The 15,928-nt window shown below is 43.0% G+C and carries 14 protein-coding genes; 3 read left to right on the top strand and 11 right to left on the bottom strand.

Annotated features, from left to right (window positions below):
- From EGI32_RS06580 to EGI32_RS06565, 4 genes are all read right to left on the bottom strand, one after another.
- On the bottom strand, positions 1-535 hold a 535-nt coding region (locus tag EGI32_RS06580), incomplete at its 3' end, for a transposase (RefSeq protein WP_255154589.1).
- 360 nt (positions 536-895) lie between these two features.
- The gene (locus tag EGI32_RS06575) at positions 896-3,352 is read right to left on the bottom strand and encodes an outer membrane beta-barrel protein (protein ID WP_255154588.1); all 2,457 of its coding nucleotides are present in this window, start codon (positions 3,350-3,352) and stop codon (positions 896-898) included.
- A gap of 186 nt (positions 3,353-3,538) precedes the next feature.
- A complete protein-coding gene (locus EGI32_RS06570; protein ID WP_255154587.1) occupies positions 3,539-4,864 on the bottom strand; it encodes a prolipoprotein diacylglyceryl transferase in 1,326 nt (441 codons plus the stop codon).
- A 146-nt stretch (positions 4,865-5,010) separates the two neighbouring features.
- Entirely contained in the window at positions 5,011-5,427 is a 417-nt protein-coding gene (locus EGI32_RS06565) for a BrxA/BrxB family bacilliredoxin (RefSeq protein WP_255154586.1), read from the bottom strand.
- Between the two features lie 238 nt (positions 5,428-5,665).
- Between EGI32_RS06565 and EGI32_RS06560 the strand changes: the two genes are divergently transcribed.
- Entirely contained in the window at positions 5,666-6,103 is a 438-nt protein-coding gene (locus EGI32_RS06560) for an Hsp20/alpha crystallin family protein (protein ID WP_255154585.1), read from the top strand.
- 230 nt (positions 6,104-6,333) lie between these two features.
- Entirely contained in the window at positions 6,334-7,581 is a 1,248-nt protein-coding gene (locus EGI32_RS06555) for a hypothetical protein (RefSeq protein WP_255154584.1), read from the top strand.
- 210 nt (positions 7,582-7,791) lie between these two features.
- On the opposite strand, the gene EGI32_RS06550 is transcribed toward EGI32_RS06555, so the two are convergent.
- Positions 7,792-8,247, bottom strand: a complete 456-nt coding sequence (locus EGI32_RS06550; RefSeq protein WP_255154583.1) for a nuclear transport factor 2 family protein — start codon at positions 8,245-8,247, stop codon at positions 7,792-7,794.
- A 57-nt stretch (positions 8,248-8,304) separates the two neighbouring features.
- Here EGI32_RS06550 and EGI32_RS06545 point away from each other — a divergent pair, with 57 nt between their 5' ends.
- A complete protein-coding gene (locus EGI32_RS06545; RefSeq protein WP_255154582.1) occupies positions 8,305-8,592 on the top strand; it encodes a hypothetical protein in 288 nt (95 codons plus the stop codon).
- Between the two features lie 162 nt (positions 8,593-8,754).
- On the opposite strand, the gene EGI32_RS06540 is transcribed toward EGI32_RS06545, so the two are convergent.
- The 6 genes from EGI32_RS06540 to EGI32_RS06515 all read right to left on the bottom strand — a co-directional run bounded on the left by EGI32_RS06540 (position 8,755) and on the right by EGI32_RS06515 (position 15,606).
- Complete coding sequence (locus tag EGI32_RS06540; RefSeq protein ID WP_255154581.1) at positions 8,755-10,182, bottom strand: arginine decarboxylase; 1,428 nt, start codon at positions 10,180-10,182, stop codon at positions 8,755-8,757.
- Between the two features lie 228 nt (positions 10,183-10,410).
- Positions 10,411-10,755 carry a 50S ribosomal protein L20 gene (gene rplT, locus EGI32_RS06535; protein ID WP_255154580.1) on the bottom strand — a complete coding sequence of 115 codons (345 nt, stop codon included), beginning with the start codon at positions 10,753-10,755 and terminating at the stop codon, positions 10,411-10,413.
- Positions 10,756-10,825: 70 nt separating this feature from the next.
- Positions 10,826-11,023, bottom strand: coding sequence for a 50S ribosomal protein L35 (gene rpmI / locus EGI32_RS06530; protein ID WP_255154579.1), 198 nt, complete (start codon positions 11,021-11,023; stop codon positions 10,826-10,828).
- Between the two features lie 198 nt (positions 11,024-11,221).
- On the bottom strand, positions 11,222-12,589 hold the full coding sequence (locus EGI32_RS06525; protein ID WP_255154578.1) for a pitrilysin family protein: 1,368 nt from the start codon (positions 12,587-12,589) through the stop codon (positions 11,222-11,224).
- 56 nt (positions 12,590-12,645) lie between these two features.
- A complete protein-coding gene (locus EGI32_RS06520; protein ID WP_255154577.1) occupies positions 12,646-14,010 on the bottom strand; it encodes a pitrilysin family protein in 1,365 nt (454 codons plus the stop codon).
- 342 nt (positions 14,011-14,352) lie between these two features.
- Complete coding sequence (locus EGI32_RS06515) at positions 14,353-15,606, bottom strand: multidrug effflux MFS transporter (RefSeq protein ID WP_255154576.1); 1,254 nt, start codon at positions 15,604-15,606, stop codon at positions 14,353-14,355.
- Positions 15,607-15,928 lie beyond the last annotated feature (322 nt).

Raw genomic sequence — 15,928 nt, 5'->3', positions numbered from 1 at the left:
TTTGTTTTTCCAGCATTGCTAATACTTTCTGTTGAGATTTAATGATCAGATCACTCTCCTTGATTCCGATATTGCGGTATTCCTTAAGGCTGCATTTTAAAGAAGTTTTTTGTCTTACCAGGCCGGAACGAACTGTATTGAGCATTTTCAAGCGATCAAGATCTTTATCCACAGGAGCATGGGGTATTAGCTTATGTTGTTTCTCTACCCCATATAATGCGATCCTTCTGGCGTCTATTTTATCCGATTTCCCTCTTACTATGCCCTGGGATCTTAGTATTTCCAAAGCAGCCACCTTTACAAATAAAATCGAATACCGATGTAAAAATTCTTCAAACAGGTAACTGTAAAGTCCGGTATGTTCCATGAAGATACCTGCCTGGCAGGTGGATACGTTCTGTTCTTTAAACCATTGCAACAATAATCTAAATCCGCTTTCATTGTTTTCAATGCAATGGTGAGTGCCGGTAGAATGACAAAACACATCAATTGTTTTTTTGGAGAGGTCTGCTCCGATAATGTGCTGAACTTTCATAAATTTGTTTTTAAGCATTAATAAAAAGTTGCTTTGCCTAAAACCTTTAATTAGTCTTTAAGGACTTAATATTCTAATTGGGCCTTGCAACCGTGGAAGGCGATGGGGACTGATACACAGATTAGATCGTAAGTCTAGCCCTCTGTCAAGTTCACCCCATTTCCTTTCACAAATTTTATTAATCTTAATTACCTATCAAAGAGCTGTTTTCTATCTAAAGGTTTCTCTGTGGCCTCCTGTTCTCTGTGGTTCAAAAACAAAACACCGGCCACCTCATTACAAGATAGCCGGTGCTACTGAAGGGAAACCAACCTAAAGACACTTGCTGAAGGTAATCGGCTTCCGCCGCTTCAATGTATATTAATTAGCATTTTTGATCCTGTCCTGCTCGCTGCCGGCACCTCCGGATCTCCTGTTTTTCAACCCTTTGATAGGCTTACCAAAGCGGTAGTTGAAACCGAGGGTCACTACCCTGCTGTCGCGTACCTGCTGGAAGGCAACGATCGTATTCTGGAAGTTCATTCCACCATGCACTTTCATCGGCCCGAAAATATCGCGTACCGATAAACGCAATGATCCTTTTCCTTTCAATACATCTTTTTTCACTGCCGCGTCTATCTGAGAAAGCGCTTTGATCGTCATCTGACCTTCAGTTAATTTCGTTCTGTAGAAGCCCGACAATTCAGCACTCCAGCCTTTTTTGAAACTGAACTGGTTGTTCACATTGAAGGCAAGGTTTTTTGATTCGATATCCAATACTTCACCATTCAGGTCGCCCTTGGTTTCCAGGTAACGGGCTTCGCCGTACAGCATGGCCGTATACCATTTTGTAACTTTCACCTGGGCATTTACCGATAAACTAAGGTTGTTCACAATCCCATAATTACCGCGGCTGACAATAGTAGATATGCTGTCGTCTGGCTGATTGCTCTGTCTAAATGTTTCATTGAAAAGATCAGTTGTGTGGCTGTAATTGAATGTTGTTGTCAGGAATTGGTTGTACGTATGAGAAAGCTCAAACACATTGCTGTACATAGGTTTCAGGAATGGGTTACCTTCTTCATAAGTGTATTTATCAATGAAGAAAAGGAATGGATTCAGGTCTTCATAATCGGGCCTGTTGATACGGCGGCCGAATGAGAAACCGAAATTGTTCTTACTGTTCGCTTCATAACTGATGTAGATGGTCGGGAATACATTCGTGTAACTCCTTTTGAAAGCCGAATCAGGTTTGGTCGGGTTGCCCGACTGCAGCCCTTCGTAATTGGTATTTTCTGCACGCAAACCAAGCTGGAAGCCCCATTTCTTGATATTCTTGCTGAAATTCACATATGCCGCGTTTATATTTTCCTTGTATTCAAAATGATTGGTCTTTTTATAATCCACCAGTTTCTCATCGTTGATCACGTTGAAATATTTGGCGGCGTTATCAGTTGTCACGTAGCTGAATTTCAAACCGGCTTCCATTTTCAAACCTTTTTTGAAAGGATGTGTGTAATCCGTTTTGGCAGAATATATTTTAATATCCGCCGGCAGGTCACCCATCAGCCGGTCGTTGTATTTATTGGTAAAATCGGGATTGAATACACCATTTTCAAAATCCTGCTCCCTGCCTGATTTGTAACGCACGTAATCCAGGTCAGCCGTCAACTCGCGGCCGGTGGAATCGAACGTATGGCGTACGTTGAAGTTGAGCGAGTTGCTTTTCCAGGTACTTTTTTCACGCCTCATCGCAGTCACGATAGAATCCGTAATTCCCAAAGGGCTCTTCAGAAAGCTGGTGCTGGAACCGTCTTCGGTGCCGGGTGTGGTATAACCCTGGTATACGAACCCGAGCGTTGTTTTTTTAGTGGCATAAAAATCCATCCCGATCTTGCCATTGTAATTCTGGTTACGGCGTTTGGTGATCGTTTTCTGATCGAAGATCGCACGCACCGTTTTGTCATCATTCCCATAGATACGGTTGATGTCCAGATAATTGGTGTTTTCGCGGTAATTGGCGCTCAGCGTACTGAAGATATTTACTTTACCCACCTTGTAATTCAGGTTGAGGCTGTTGTTAGTTTTTGGGTAAATACCTTGTCCGTAGGCGGCTGACAAAGATCCGTTGAAACCTTTTTGCTTGTTCTTTTTAGTGCGGATGTTAATGATACCGGAGTTGCCTGAAGCATCATACTTCGCGGAAGGATTCGTCATCAACTCTATATTTTCAATGGTAGACGACGGCAGCCCGCGCAGATAGTTGGCTAGGTCGGCACCGCTCATGTACGATGGTTTGCCATCCAGCATCACGATCACGCCTTGTTTTCCTTTGAGGCTGATATTACCGTCTTTATCTACCGACACACCCGGAGCTTTTTCCAACACTTCCATGGCGGTTGTACCGGTATTGGAGATCAGCGCATCCGGGTTGATGATGGTCTTGTCGATTTTACGTTCTACAAATTGTTTCTTTGCGGTCACCACTACTTCCGCCAGGTTCTTATTGGCAGGAAGCAATTGCAAAACACCGGTTTCGGCGGCAGAACCCTGGCTGATGCTCAACGGCTGGCTGTACACTTTGGTATGGCCTACCGAAGTGGCCATTACAAGGTAATTTCCGTCTTTTACATTTTCAAATGAAAATCCGCCTTCCTTATCGGTAACGGATGTTTTCACCAGGGAAGAATCTTTTGCATTCAACAGGGAAATTGCGGCAGCATCGATCACTACCTGGTTTCCGCCGTCTTTGATCTTTCCCGAAACTTTTCCGCCGCTCTGGGCGAAACTGCAGTAGCTGATAGCCGCTAATGTCAGTGTGGTAAATAATTTTTTCATGACTATACTTTTGTTTTTTACCCGATGGCTGTCGGGGTTGGCTAATTAATTATAGTTCTATACCTTCAAAACTACCTCACAAAGGTAGGTACTTTGTTTAGCATAGTACAATGTTTTATAAATAAATGGCCAAAAAAAAGGATAACCGGTAATGGTTATCCCTGTCAAAGTATATAAATGCCGAAATTAATCCTCAGGTTGCCTGCGGAATTTTGCGAAAGCAATTAAAATTAAACCACTGATTATCAATAGCAATGCAATGATCTCAGCCTGGGATAAGGAGAATTTGCCGGTGGCATAAGTGCGGTTTACACGGATGGTTTCTATCATGAAACGCTCGGCTCCATTTAAAACCAGATAAATCCCAAACATGATGTATGGTAGCTTTATCTTATTCCGGATGGCCCACAAAAACAGGAAAAAGAGCGTACATATGATGGTTTCGTATAATGAAGTGGGAATAACCGGCTGCGGAAGCATGCGGTTATGCTCTTCCTTTATCCCGGGAATGAGAACACCGTCGTTGTTCACATTTTGCGGATAGGAGTAAGCAAAGAACCAGTTTGGCAGGAAAGAAGGCCCTTTGAAAAAACGATGCGGCACTTTATCCAGCGACCCGTAGGTGCGGTCGGTTACAAACCGCAATTGCCCCGTGCTGTCCGGCGCTTTACCTTCTGTAAAATAAGCCGCATTATTGTTGAGTGTTCTTTGAAAATCTCCGGGTTCTGCTACTGATACTTTTCCATAAGCATCGCTGGTGTAAGCGCTGTTGAAAACCCCCCAGTCTCCATCCCCCGACACCTGGCAGCCTATACGCCCGATGGCATAAGCGATCATCAGCGCGGGTGCGGCACTATCTACGAGATGCCTGATCTTGATCCCTTTTTTATATCCAAACCAACAGATGGCGATGGCGGCTAAGATCAAGCCCCCGTAAAAAGTCAATCCGCTGGCGGAAAAAATAGTTCCTACCGGATCGGCGAGAAACTGATCCATGTGCTCAACTGCGTCAAATAATTTTGCCCCAAGGATACCAAATACCAACCCGAGAATGATGATGTCTCCCACCCTGTCATGCGGCCAGATCCTTACAGCCCTTCTCTCCGGAGTTTTTAATTTTTGTTTGTTCTTATCAGACCATTTCATGAACGCCATTACAGCACCCAATGCCAGGCCACCGATGATATTACCTTCCTTTGAAAAGATGTATTCCTGCGCATTTACTTCCGGAGCTTTGCTGATCAGCAGTCCTAATAATTTGTATCCGAATAAAAATCCGACAAGCCCGTTGATAAGGATGTCCATGAAGGACGCGGGTTTGCCGACAACGATCATTTCTTCACGTGGCTGAAGAAGCCCCAGCTTTTCTTTTCTTTTCAACTCTGAACTGATGACCACAGCGGCTACGATAAACGCCAGTGCCACCATCAGGCCGAATGTATTCAGGATCTTCAGTGCGTTCCATTCAACACCGAACCATTCTTTAAAAACGTAGTATAAGTTGGGATACATTGTATGATTTTGATAAAAATGTGGTGCAATATATTCTTTGTCAGGCGCAATAAAAAATCCTCCCGGGTATTTGGTACCAGCGGAAGGATATATTTTTTTCTTTAAAACCCCGGAGGTTTTGAAAAACTCCCGGGTTTTAATAAAAATTAATTACAATGCGTATCAAATGCCGCTATCAGGTTCTCGGCAATCATCTGTGCGCTGCGCCCTTCAATGTTGTGGCGCTCAATCATGTGAACCAACTGGCCATCTTTAAACAAAGCGATGGCAGGTGAAGACGGAGGATAAGGCAACAAATGCTCCCTTACTTTTTTTACCGCATCCACATCAAAACCAGCAAAAGTGGTGGTGATATGATCTGGTTTTTTTGCTGCATTCAATACAGACATGATAGCCCCGGGCCTTGCTGTACCGGCGCTGCAACCGCACACCGAATTGATCATTACCAACGTGGTGCCTTTTTCTTTCAAAGTATTTTCAACATCTTCTGCTGTCAATAATTCTGTAAACCCATTTTCAGTCAGCTCCTCTTTCATGGGTACTACTATTTCTGCTGGATACATTTTTTTAGTTTTTGATTTTTAAAATGCAAAAATACAATGTTATTCGGAATTATAAATTGAAAGATTTCGATGCTTTTCTTTTGAAAGCGGCCGTTTTGGCGTAACTAACACTACTTAACCGCCATTTTGACGCCAAAATTCTCCGTTTTTTGTAATTATGGCTCAAAAAATCGACTGGAATACATTTTGAACAAGACTGTGAAACAACAAAATTTCAAAAATTAAAAAAATAAACGCCATGACTTTAGTTAGAGCACACAACGGATTCAGAACATTCGACGGATTGATGAAAGACCTTTTCAACGAATTCCCGGTAGCAGCGGGCAAATCACTCAGGGAAGATGTATTGCATTTTCCTCCTGCAAATATCACCGACAAGGAAGCTTCCTATGTAGTGGAATTAGCTGTACCAGGTTTCGAAAAAGCTGATTTCAACCTGAAATTAGACAACAACGTGTTAACCATCAGCGCCGAAAAGAAAGAAGAAAACACTACCACAACCGATAAGGTTGTACGCAGGGAATTCAGCAGGAAAGCGTTCAAACGCAGTTTTACTGTGGATGACAAGATCGACACTGAAAACATTTCCGCGAAATATGAAAACGGCATCCTTGTTTTGGAATTACCAAAAAAAGAGATAGCAAAAGCCGTTGCTAAAGAAATCAATGTACAATAAGAACATTTAAAGAACATACAGTTGATTACCTGATTCATTTAGAAGGTAAGGCCTCCCCATTCTTGCGGAGGCTTTTTATTTTTTATTCTTTATTTTCGCGGAAATGAACCACAGAGTACAGGGAGGACACAGAGTAAAACAGAGTAAAATACAATAAGAAAATTTCTTCTTACCTCTGTGTTATTCTGTGTCCTCCCTGTACTCTGTGGTTCAACAAAATTAAACTCAACATGAAGAAACTGGCCTTACTGGCAATACTATGCATTTCCTTTTCCACTGTATTCAGCCAGGTTCATACAGATACTTTTCCCAGAAAGATGTACGATACCTCCCTGCTGCGTATCAAAAACCTCAATCCTTATTTTACCATCCACGTAGACTCTACCCTTCGCTATCAACTGGAGATCAATAAGGATGTTTCCAAATATTATTGGTTCCTCAAAAATTCTCCCGTAGGCCTGAAGATCAATAAGGACAATGGTTTGCTTTCCTTCAAAGTAGAAAAATCCTATTTCCTTTCCGGCCGGCTGAAATATGATTACGAGTACAAAGTGAACCTCAGCGTACAAAATCTCAACGATCCCGAAGACCGTATAGATACTTCCTTCGTATTGCTTTTTTACAGCACAGAGATCATCCCTTCCAAATTAAAACCTTCTGTCACCAATAGCCTGTTCATTGAAGAAGGCGATACGCTGAGTTTTAAGATTCAATGCGACAACGGTAGTTTCCCGATCGATGATATCACTTATATCAGCAATTACGCCATCAAATCGAGCACGCCGGTATTGAAGTGTGGTGATGATTTTACCTGGACGGCCCCCTTTGATTTTGTAAAAGACGGGGACCGCGATAAACAACGTAAGATCAATCTTTTCTTCATCGGTACTAATAAATTTCATACCTCCGATACAGCGGCGATAGAGATCACTGTGAAAGAGAATATCAATTATCCGCAACAGGTGATGGAGTTTGACCGGTTGCGAAAAGAAGTATCGACTTATATTACACAATTAAAGAGCAGTTTCCGGATAGTTGACCGCAAGATCAAAAAGGTAAAACGCAGCCGTACAGGATTCGATCTTGCTTCGGCATCAACGGCCTTGGGTGGCACTATCTTTTCATCATTGCCAAATACCAGCCAGCAAACTACCGGCAAGATCCTGCCAAGTGTTGGCGTGGCGCTGGTTCCGGTTAAAGAAGCCACATCACCCAACAGCAGTTACGAACAGAATACCGCTACCCTTATCCGCAGCAGCATCAAAAGGCTGGAATACCTGATGGCAGAAAATCAGCTGGTGGGCAAACGCGACCCGGCGATCATCAACAAATCGCAAAAGTTAAGGGACGAACTGAAGCAGACCCAGATACAGCTGATCGATATCCCGATCGCTGAAGAAACCCCGAATGAAAAAGAACTGGATGAATATTTCAACAATCCGAAAGTGAATAAGAAGTATAAGATGAAAAGAAGATAGGATCACAGATTTCAAATTGATCAGGGGATTACACAGATTATTTTGCTGGCGCAAAATAGAAATGCAGTTTATAAAAATTTCTAGTGAAATAAATACTGGAAATTTATAGACTGCATTTTAGTTTTCACGGAGTGAAAACAATCTGTGTAATCCCCTGATCAATTTGAAATCCGTGATCCTTGTTTTCTCTTCGTTCAGATCTTTTGGCATCTAATTACATCCCGCTTTTCTTCGGGTATCAATGATATACTGCACTCTCCAGCCATTGTTCATTCTTACCAGCTGAAAAGAATTGACTCCGCAATGACTGAATTGACCCTTGTAATAAAACTGGTAAGGTGTCCAGGCCATCGCAAGATTGCCATCGATCTTTATGGTTTCAAAAGTGATGCGCTCATCGGCATTTCCTTTGGTTTCCCTGCTTATAAAAGCCACGAAATCGCTTACCGGTTCATTCCGCACGATTGTTTCGCCGGCCTTATTACGGGAGACGGTTTGTAAAAGCGCACTGTCGGCAAAACAATTTTGCAAAGACCTGCCATCCCCTTGTTTCATGGCAGCAAACAGGTTATTGATGACCATTTTTACAGAATCCTCTGCAGACTGGGCTTTTGCGCTCATACCTGCGGCAAAAATGAGAGCGGTAAATATGCCAATAAATTTCATATTTCTGTTTTGAATATTTGGTAGCATTATTGCAATTGAAAGGCAAACCTGAAATTAATGAAAAAGATATCCTTCGTATTTACCGTTTGTGTATTAAGTTTTCTCTTCAGTTGCAGCAAAAAAACAACGCCTGCCAAAGAACCTGTTACGGCGGCGCCGGTAAAAAAAATAAAGACCGCTACTCCCAAAGTCATCACGGTAAATGATGCGGCCGCAAAAAAAACGGTGGACGGAAGATTGTATTACGACCTGGAAGGGCATCGCTACTGGAAAAATTACAAGGACGGGAAATACTATCTATACAATAAATCCATGCATTCCGATGATGCGTTCAAAGCGCCATAGTCAATCGTGAATAGTCAATAGTCAAAATATGTAGATTAAACTGAGAGCCAGTAAGTCTGTAAAAATTGTTCAAAAGAAGTGCCCGCCATAAAAAAAGCCGCTTACATCGTAAGCAGCTTCCTCTGGAAAATTCGTAATTCGTAATTTCTAATTCGTAATTGTCTAGTAGCCTAATATCTTCAGCATACTCTGGCTCGTCTGCTCTTTCGCATACGTCCATTCAATCAATTTCCCGTTTTTATCACGCTCTATGATGATATGTTTTGGTGAAGGGATCAGGCAATGCTTGATACCGCCATAACCGCTGATCTGGTCCTGGTAGGCGCCGGTATGAAAGAAACCGACGTACAGGGGCTCACTGTTCGTTTCCAACGCGTCTTCCTTGGTAGTTTTTACTTTTGGCAAAAACACTTCATTGATATGTTCTTCCGAATCGTAGTAATCATGGCCATCGCAGGTGATGCCGCCTAACACCACACGCTGGTATTCGTTCTTCCATTTGTTGATGGGCAGCATCAGGAATTTTTCGCCGATACCCCAGGTATCCGGCAATGTGGTGATGAAAGATGAATCGATCATATACCAGGTTTCACGGTCGTTCTGGATCTTTTCGCCGATCACGCTGTAGATATGCGCCATGCTTTCGCCTACAGTGAAACTTCCGAATTCGGTGAAGATATTCGGCATCTGCACTTTGGCTTTCTTGCAGGCATTTTTGATATTGCCTACGATCTCGTTGATCATGAACTGGTAATCGTATTCAAAACCAAGAGAATGCTTGATAGGGAAACCACCGCCGATGTTGATGGAATCAAGCTCCGGGCAGATCTTTTTCAGCTGGCAATAAAGGGTGATACTTTTCTGCAGTTCACTCCAGTAATAGATATCGTCTTTGATCCCTTTGTTCAAAAATATATGCAGCATTTTCAGCTGAAATTTTTCTTCGTATCCTTCAATCTCATCCACATAAAATTCGAGCACGTCTTTCGCTTTTATGCCAAGCCTTGAGGTATAAAACGGAAATGTAGGTTCTTCTTCCGCGGCAATGCGGATCCCCAGTTTGAAAGGCTCACCGGTACGGATGTTGCGTTTGTACATGTTCAGCTCTTCCTTGTTATCCAGTACGGGGATCACATTCTTAAATCCGGAGTTGATCAGCTTGGCTATACGGCTGGTGTAATTTTTTTGTTTAAACCCATTACACACGATATTGATATCCTTGTTGATCTTCCGCTTTTTGTATAACGCATTGATGATATCGATATCATATGCGTAAGAAGTTTCGAGGTGGATATTATGTTTCAACGCTTCTTCTACGACAAAGCTGAAATGCGAACTTTTGGTACAGTAACAATAATTGTATTGCCCTTCGTATTTGTGCTTTTTGAAAGCCAGCTCAAACATCTTTTTCGCCCTGTTTATCTGCATCCCGATCTTTGGAAGATAACTCACTTTCAACGGTGTGCCGTGTTTGTCGATCAACGCTTTTATATCTACATCGTTCCACTGCAAATAGTTATTATCAAGCTTTATTCCTTCCTGCGGAAAGTTGAAAGTTTGTTGAACAAGGCTGTCGTACGTGTTATTCATTTCTTATGAATAGTCTTTGAAAAAGATGAAGAAAATTTTTTGCGAAGCAAAGATAGATATAATGGATAATGGATAATGGATAATTTATTTCAGGCTGGGAAGTACAGCCTGTTTTTTAAAGCTGTTTCAAACATAAAGCATTATCCTTTATCCATTATCAAATTATCCGTTTAGCGCATGAAAAAACCGCCTACTGACGCAGACGGCTTCAAAATTTATAAACTCAAATTATTTCACTGAATTCACCAGCGCTTTGAAAGCTTCCGGCTCGTTCATTGCAAGATCAGCCAGCACCTTACGGTTCAGGTCGATGTTCTTTGCAGCTAATTTGTGGATGAATTCGCTGTAAGTGATACCTTCAGCCCTTACTGCCGCGTTGATACGTGCAATCCATAAGGTGCGGTATTCTCTCTTCTTCAATTTGCGGCCTACATAGCTATAAGTAAGCCCTTTTTCCATTACGTTTTTCGCAACGGTGTATACATTTTTACGCTTGCCATAATACCCTTTGGCAGCTTTTAAGATTCTTTTGCGGCGTGCCCTGCTGGCTACTGCATTTACTGAACGTGGCATATTCTAATTTTTTTAAAGTTAATAGTTGTTGAATTACTTCTCACTCCCTTCAGGGGACCGAGGGGTAGGTTTATTTCATACCCAATAAACGCTTTACAAAGTGCATGTTGCTGTCTGCTACTACACCATCTTTACGCATAGCACGTTTGCGCTTGGTAGATTTTTTGGTGAGGATGTGACGTTTGAAAGCTTTTTGAAAAGTAATTTTACCTGTACCGGTAACTTTAAAGCGCTTCTTGGCGCTGCTGTTGGTTTTAACCTTTGGCATTATATAACTTATTGTAGTTACTCCCTGCTGGCGGTACAAACAGATGTACACTTTTTGAGCCGTGTGGGAAATGTTCCAAAATAGATTTTCCTATTTCGGGACGCAAAAGTAAGAAAAAATTACGAATTACGAATTAAAAATTACGAATTATGCGAACTGGCCTTCATTCGTAATTCGTAATTTTCAATTCGTAATTGATCAATTGCGCTTTTGAGGATTGATCTTCGCCGGAGGCAACTTCGTAACTACCTTATTATCACCCGTATACAACTTAGGGTTTACCTTGGAAGTATTTCCCCGGTATGCCCAGGTTATATTGGTAATATATTTATTAAATACGTTATCGAGGTCTTTTACGGTCACATTTTTCATGTCATCGTTCATCGTAAGCGCCCTTTTCCAGTTGCCATGCAATACTTCGTTGGCTACAAATGAATTGGCCTGCGCCCCGTTGGTTTCCTGGCGATAATAAAAACCGGTGAGATAAGTCGTTTTCATGTCCTTCAGTTCTGCCTCGGTAAACCCCTCTTTTTTGATCTTTTCAATCAGCGCATTTGCTACGGCAATATACTTGTCGGGTTCTGTTGTGGACACAAACAGGTTTGCAGAAGGCGATGCCCCGCCGTCAAACCAGGTGGCCGGAGCATAAGAAAGCCCGTTCTTGGAACGCACATCCAGGAAATGACGATCATAAAATATACGCATCGCCAGGCTGAAAGCATTGAAATCAGGCGTTCCGGGCTCAGGTGCGCTGGTTATTCCCTGGATATAATTGGTGGCAAGATCGCTTTTTTGCGACGCGAAAGTACTTTTTACGGGCTTGTACAGTTGTTTTTTCAACACGAATGGTTTGCCCTGCGGGATGGGTGTGAGCAGTTGCGTAAGCATTCTGGTAAGCGCTTCTTTTTCGATATCCGCCACCACTACTATCACCATCCGCGATTTTGTAAGGATCGATTGATAATAAGCTTTTGTTTCAGCGGCTGTAAGCGTTTTTACCGTGGCTTCGGTGCCTTCGGGACTTTTAGCATAATCTTTTCCTTTAAATGCCGTCTCTTTTGCAAGTTTGGATATAGCATAGTCCGGTTGTGAAGCCTGTGATTTCAGGCTGTTGATGGCATCCTGTTTCATCCGGTCAAACTCTTTCTGATCAAAAGCCGGCTTTGTGATGGCATCCGTGTAGAGCGGCCATACCACATCAAGATCGCTCTTGATACAATTCATATTTACCGAAGAGAAATCCATGCCCGAGTTGCCGTAGATGTAGGCGGTAACCTTGTCGAGTTTATTCTTGAAAGAATTTTTATCATCGTTCAAAGTACCGCATTCCGTAAGGCCCGAAAAGGCCAGGCGCTCGATCCCTTGTTTGTTGAGCGGATAATTCTGCACCCCACCTTTGATCACCGTCTGTATATCCACAATATCGTTGCCGCTTGGCTGCACGATCACTTTCACCCCTTCCACATTCATTTCATACGCGGGGGCCTTTTGCGCCGCGGCATATTGCGTGCCTGTAACAGCCAGCAGGAAAAACGACCATTTAGCTGCGTTAAATAGCTTGTTCATATTGTATGAGTTTAAATTATTTGATGTGATTTGTCCGAAAGATCTTTTCAGACGAATTAAAAATTTGGTTTAAAGAACATAGATGCACCAGTGGACCTGTTCATTTCAGGGTTGATGATCATACCTGCTACATAACTTTTACCAGTGATGTATTTCGCTATGTAATTTTTGATATCGGCCCTTGAAACCTTCATCACATTGTCTATATAATCCGTACCAAATTCATAAGAAGTGCTGCACCACCAGTAAGTAAGCGAGCTAGGCAGCGACGATGGCTTTTCTTTCTGCCTGATATCATTCCGTCTCATCACCTGCTTGGCCAACGCTATTTCATCATCGGTGATGTAATCATCATTGCCCCACATCTTTACCTGGCGGGCAATTTCTTCATAACACTCTTTCAACTTATTTGGATTGGGCAATGTATAAATAACGATCGGCCCCACATATTTTTCCGTCTGATAACTTACGCTTGCATAAGTTGTAAGCCCTTTATCTACCAGCGCCTGCTGCCATTTGGAAGCATTGAGGCCGAGAATTGTATTGAATACATCTGCCGCCATTGTTGCCGCAGAATCGTGGCGATAATCGGGGCCCTGCCACATGTACATCAGGTTGGGTGTTTGGGCAATGGTAGATTCTTTTACGAAATAGTCGGTTGCAGTAAGCGGTTTAAATTCAGGTATAGGAAATTTTTCATGCGGATCAAAACCACTATTCGGCCAGTCGCCATAAATGCTTTCAGCAAGGGCGAAAGCGTTGTCGTGTTTAACATCTCCGGCAATTACCAGCAATGAATTATTGGGATGATAATATTTGTCTTTGATGATCATCATCTTTTCCGGCGTAGCTGTGTTGATGATGTCGTGCTCGCCTATGGGGTTCTTACGGGTAAAAAGATCGCCCCATACTTTTTTGCCGACCGCCATCCAGAGTTGGTTCTGCGGATCGCTTTCTCCCCGCTGAAATTCGCCGTCCACCACCGGGCGTTCCTTCAGCATATCCTCTTTTTTGTAGATGGGAAAACGAATTGCCGCATTCATGAATTTCAGCCCGGCAGCAAGGCTATCGCGATCAAAAGTGAAAAAATAATTCACGCGTTCATCTCCTGTGGTGCCATTCCAGATGGCGCCAAGTTCCTGCACACGTTTCAGGAATTTCTCCTGGTCGGGATAATCCCTGTTTGCTTTGAAGAACATGTGCTCAAACAGATGGCTGAGCCCGCTATATTCAGGGCCTTCGGTGTAGGCGCCATTTTTTACAGCAATTTCGATGGTAGCCAGCGGAACCTTATTGTTTTCGATGACTACCACTTCGAGGCCGTTGGCAAGTTTTTTATAATAGTAATCTTTCGGGAGCCTGGGCTGGGCGATCACTTGTATGGAAGCCAGCAGCAGGATGCAGGTCAATCTGAGGGTCATAGTAGATAGTTTTTAAGGACTGTCAAAGTACATTAATTAATTAAGAATGAAAAATTAAGAATGAAGAATGGTAATCGCAGATTTCAGGAGGATGAAGGGGATTACAGAGATTATTGAAGCGGATAAGATAATCACAGATTACAAAGGGATGAAGGGGATTGCACAGATTGTTTCCTGCTCCGCAGAAAACGAAAATGCAGTTAGTAATTACCGCAATTTATTCAAGTAAACCAAGGCATTATAAACTGCATTTTCGTTTTTCACTGCGTGAAAAACAATCTGTGTAATCCCCTTCATCCTCCTTAAATCTGTGATCCCCTTTTCGCTTTCTATTCTTAATTCTTAATTCTTAATTCTTAATTGACTAACTACCTGTTCCTCCAGGTTCGCCCGATCTGCCGGTTTGGATATCCGGGTAACTCCATATAGCAATATTACTAATGCGATGAGTGCACAGGCAGCCATCACACCCGTTACCGGCAAGGCCGATCTTGCATTCAGCATGCCCACTATCGCTGCTGCAAGGGCGCCCGCTCCCATCTGCATGGCCCCCATCAGGGCCGAAGCGCTTCCTGCATCTTTGGTAAACGGAGCCATTGATAAGGCCGATGAATTGGGAAAACTGAACCCCTGGCAACTGAGGAACATGGCCATCAAAGCGATGGTACTATAGAGGTTAAGCCAGTTCAATAATGTTCCGAAGAAAAGTAATAAACCCACCGCGGTCTGTATGCTCAGCGTTACCACGCTGAGCTGCTGGCTGGTATATTTTTTCAGCAATAAGGTATTGAGCTGGCTGCAGGTGATGAGGCCGGCGGCAATGATGGCGAAAATATAGCCATATTCCTGCTCGGTAGTGCCAAACAATTCCATGAACACATACGGCGAACCGGCCAGGTAAGCAAAAAGCCCGGCGGAAGAGATGGCGCCGGTAAGTGAATAGGTATAAAACTGCGGCACTTTGATCACGTTGTAAAAATTGGTCAGGATCGGTTTTGCCCGTAGTGAATAGGCAGGATCCGGCTTCTTGCTCTCGGGCAGCCAGAAGATCACAGCTATCAATACCAGTGCGGTAATGACTGTGAGTACAAAGAACACGCTGTTCCAGCCGAAATGACTGATGATATAACTTCCGGCGGTGGGCGCTACTATTGGCGATACGCCGAGGATCAGGATCATCAGAGAAAATATTTTCGCGTTTTCTTCCACCGGGAAAAGATCACGTATAACCGCCCTGGGTGCTACAACGCCTACACAGCCGCCGAGTGCCTGTAAGAACCTGAATATCACCAGCATTTCCACACTGTGGGATAAAGCACACCCAATGGACGCGATAATGTACAAGGTGAGCCCGGCCAGCATCGGCATTTTTCGTCCAAACCTGTCGAGCAGCGGGCCAAACAGCAACTGGCCGAAACAGATTCCCACAAAAAAACTCGCCAGCGAATAGGATATCATGTCTACAGATGTGTGAAGATCCTTTGCCATGGCGGGAAAACCGGGCAGGTACATGTCTATGGAAAACGGGCCTATCGCTGATAACAGGCCTAATATTAAAATGATGAGTGACCTGTTCTTACTGTTCATTGCCTGCATGAGGGTATTTAAAATGATGAATCGGCGGCAAGCTATCGAAGGATGGAGGAATTAAAAACATTCCTGTCTGAAATGTAAAAATACCTTTCTCTGGTGTATATCTGCACATTGGGGCAGGTTTGGGTTTATCAATCAGGGAATTTTTTTTGTGATTTTTTTTTGTGAACTTTTTTTGTGGACCTTATCGGGGTTCACCGTGTAGGTCCACACGCATCCAACAGATTGTCAACAAATTAAGTTTGTGGACTTTTGGGCAAAAATGGCCAAAAAGCGTGTGAACTTCCGTATTTGTGGACTTCCTGTGGATTTTAAGGAAACCTGG

The sequence above is a fragment of the Ferruginibacter sp. HRS2-29 genome, assembly GCF_024343615.1.
Classification (GTDB): Bacteria; Bacteroidota; Bacteroidia; order Chitinophagales; family Chitinophagaceae; genus Ferruginibacter.
The sequence above is the reverse complement of the archived record's forward strand: the minus strand, read 5'-3'. Positions and strand labels throughout refer to the sequence as shown.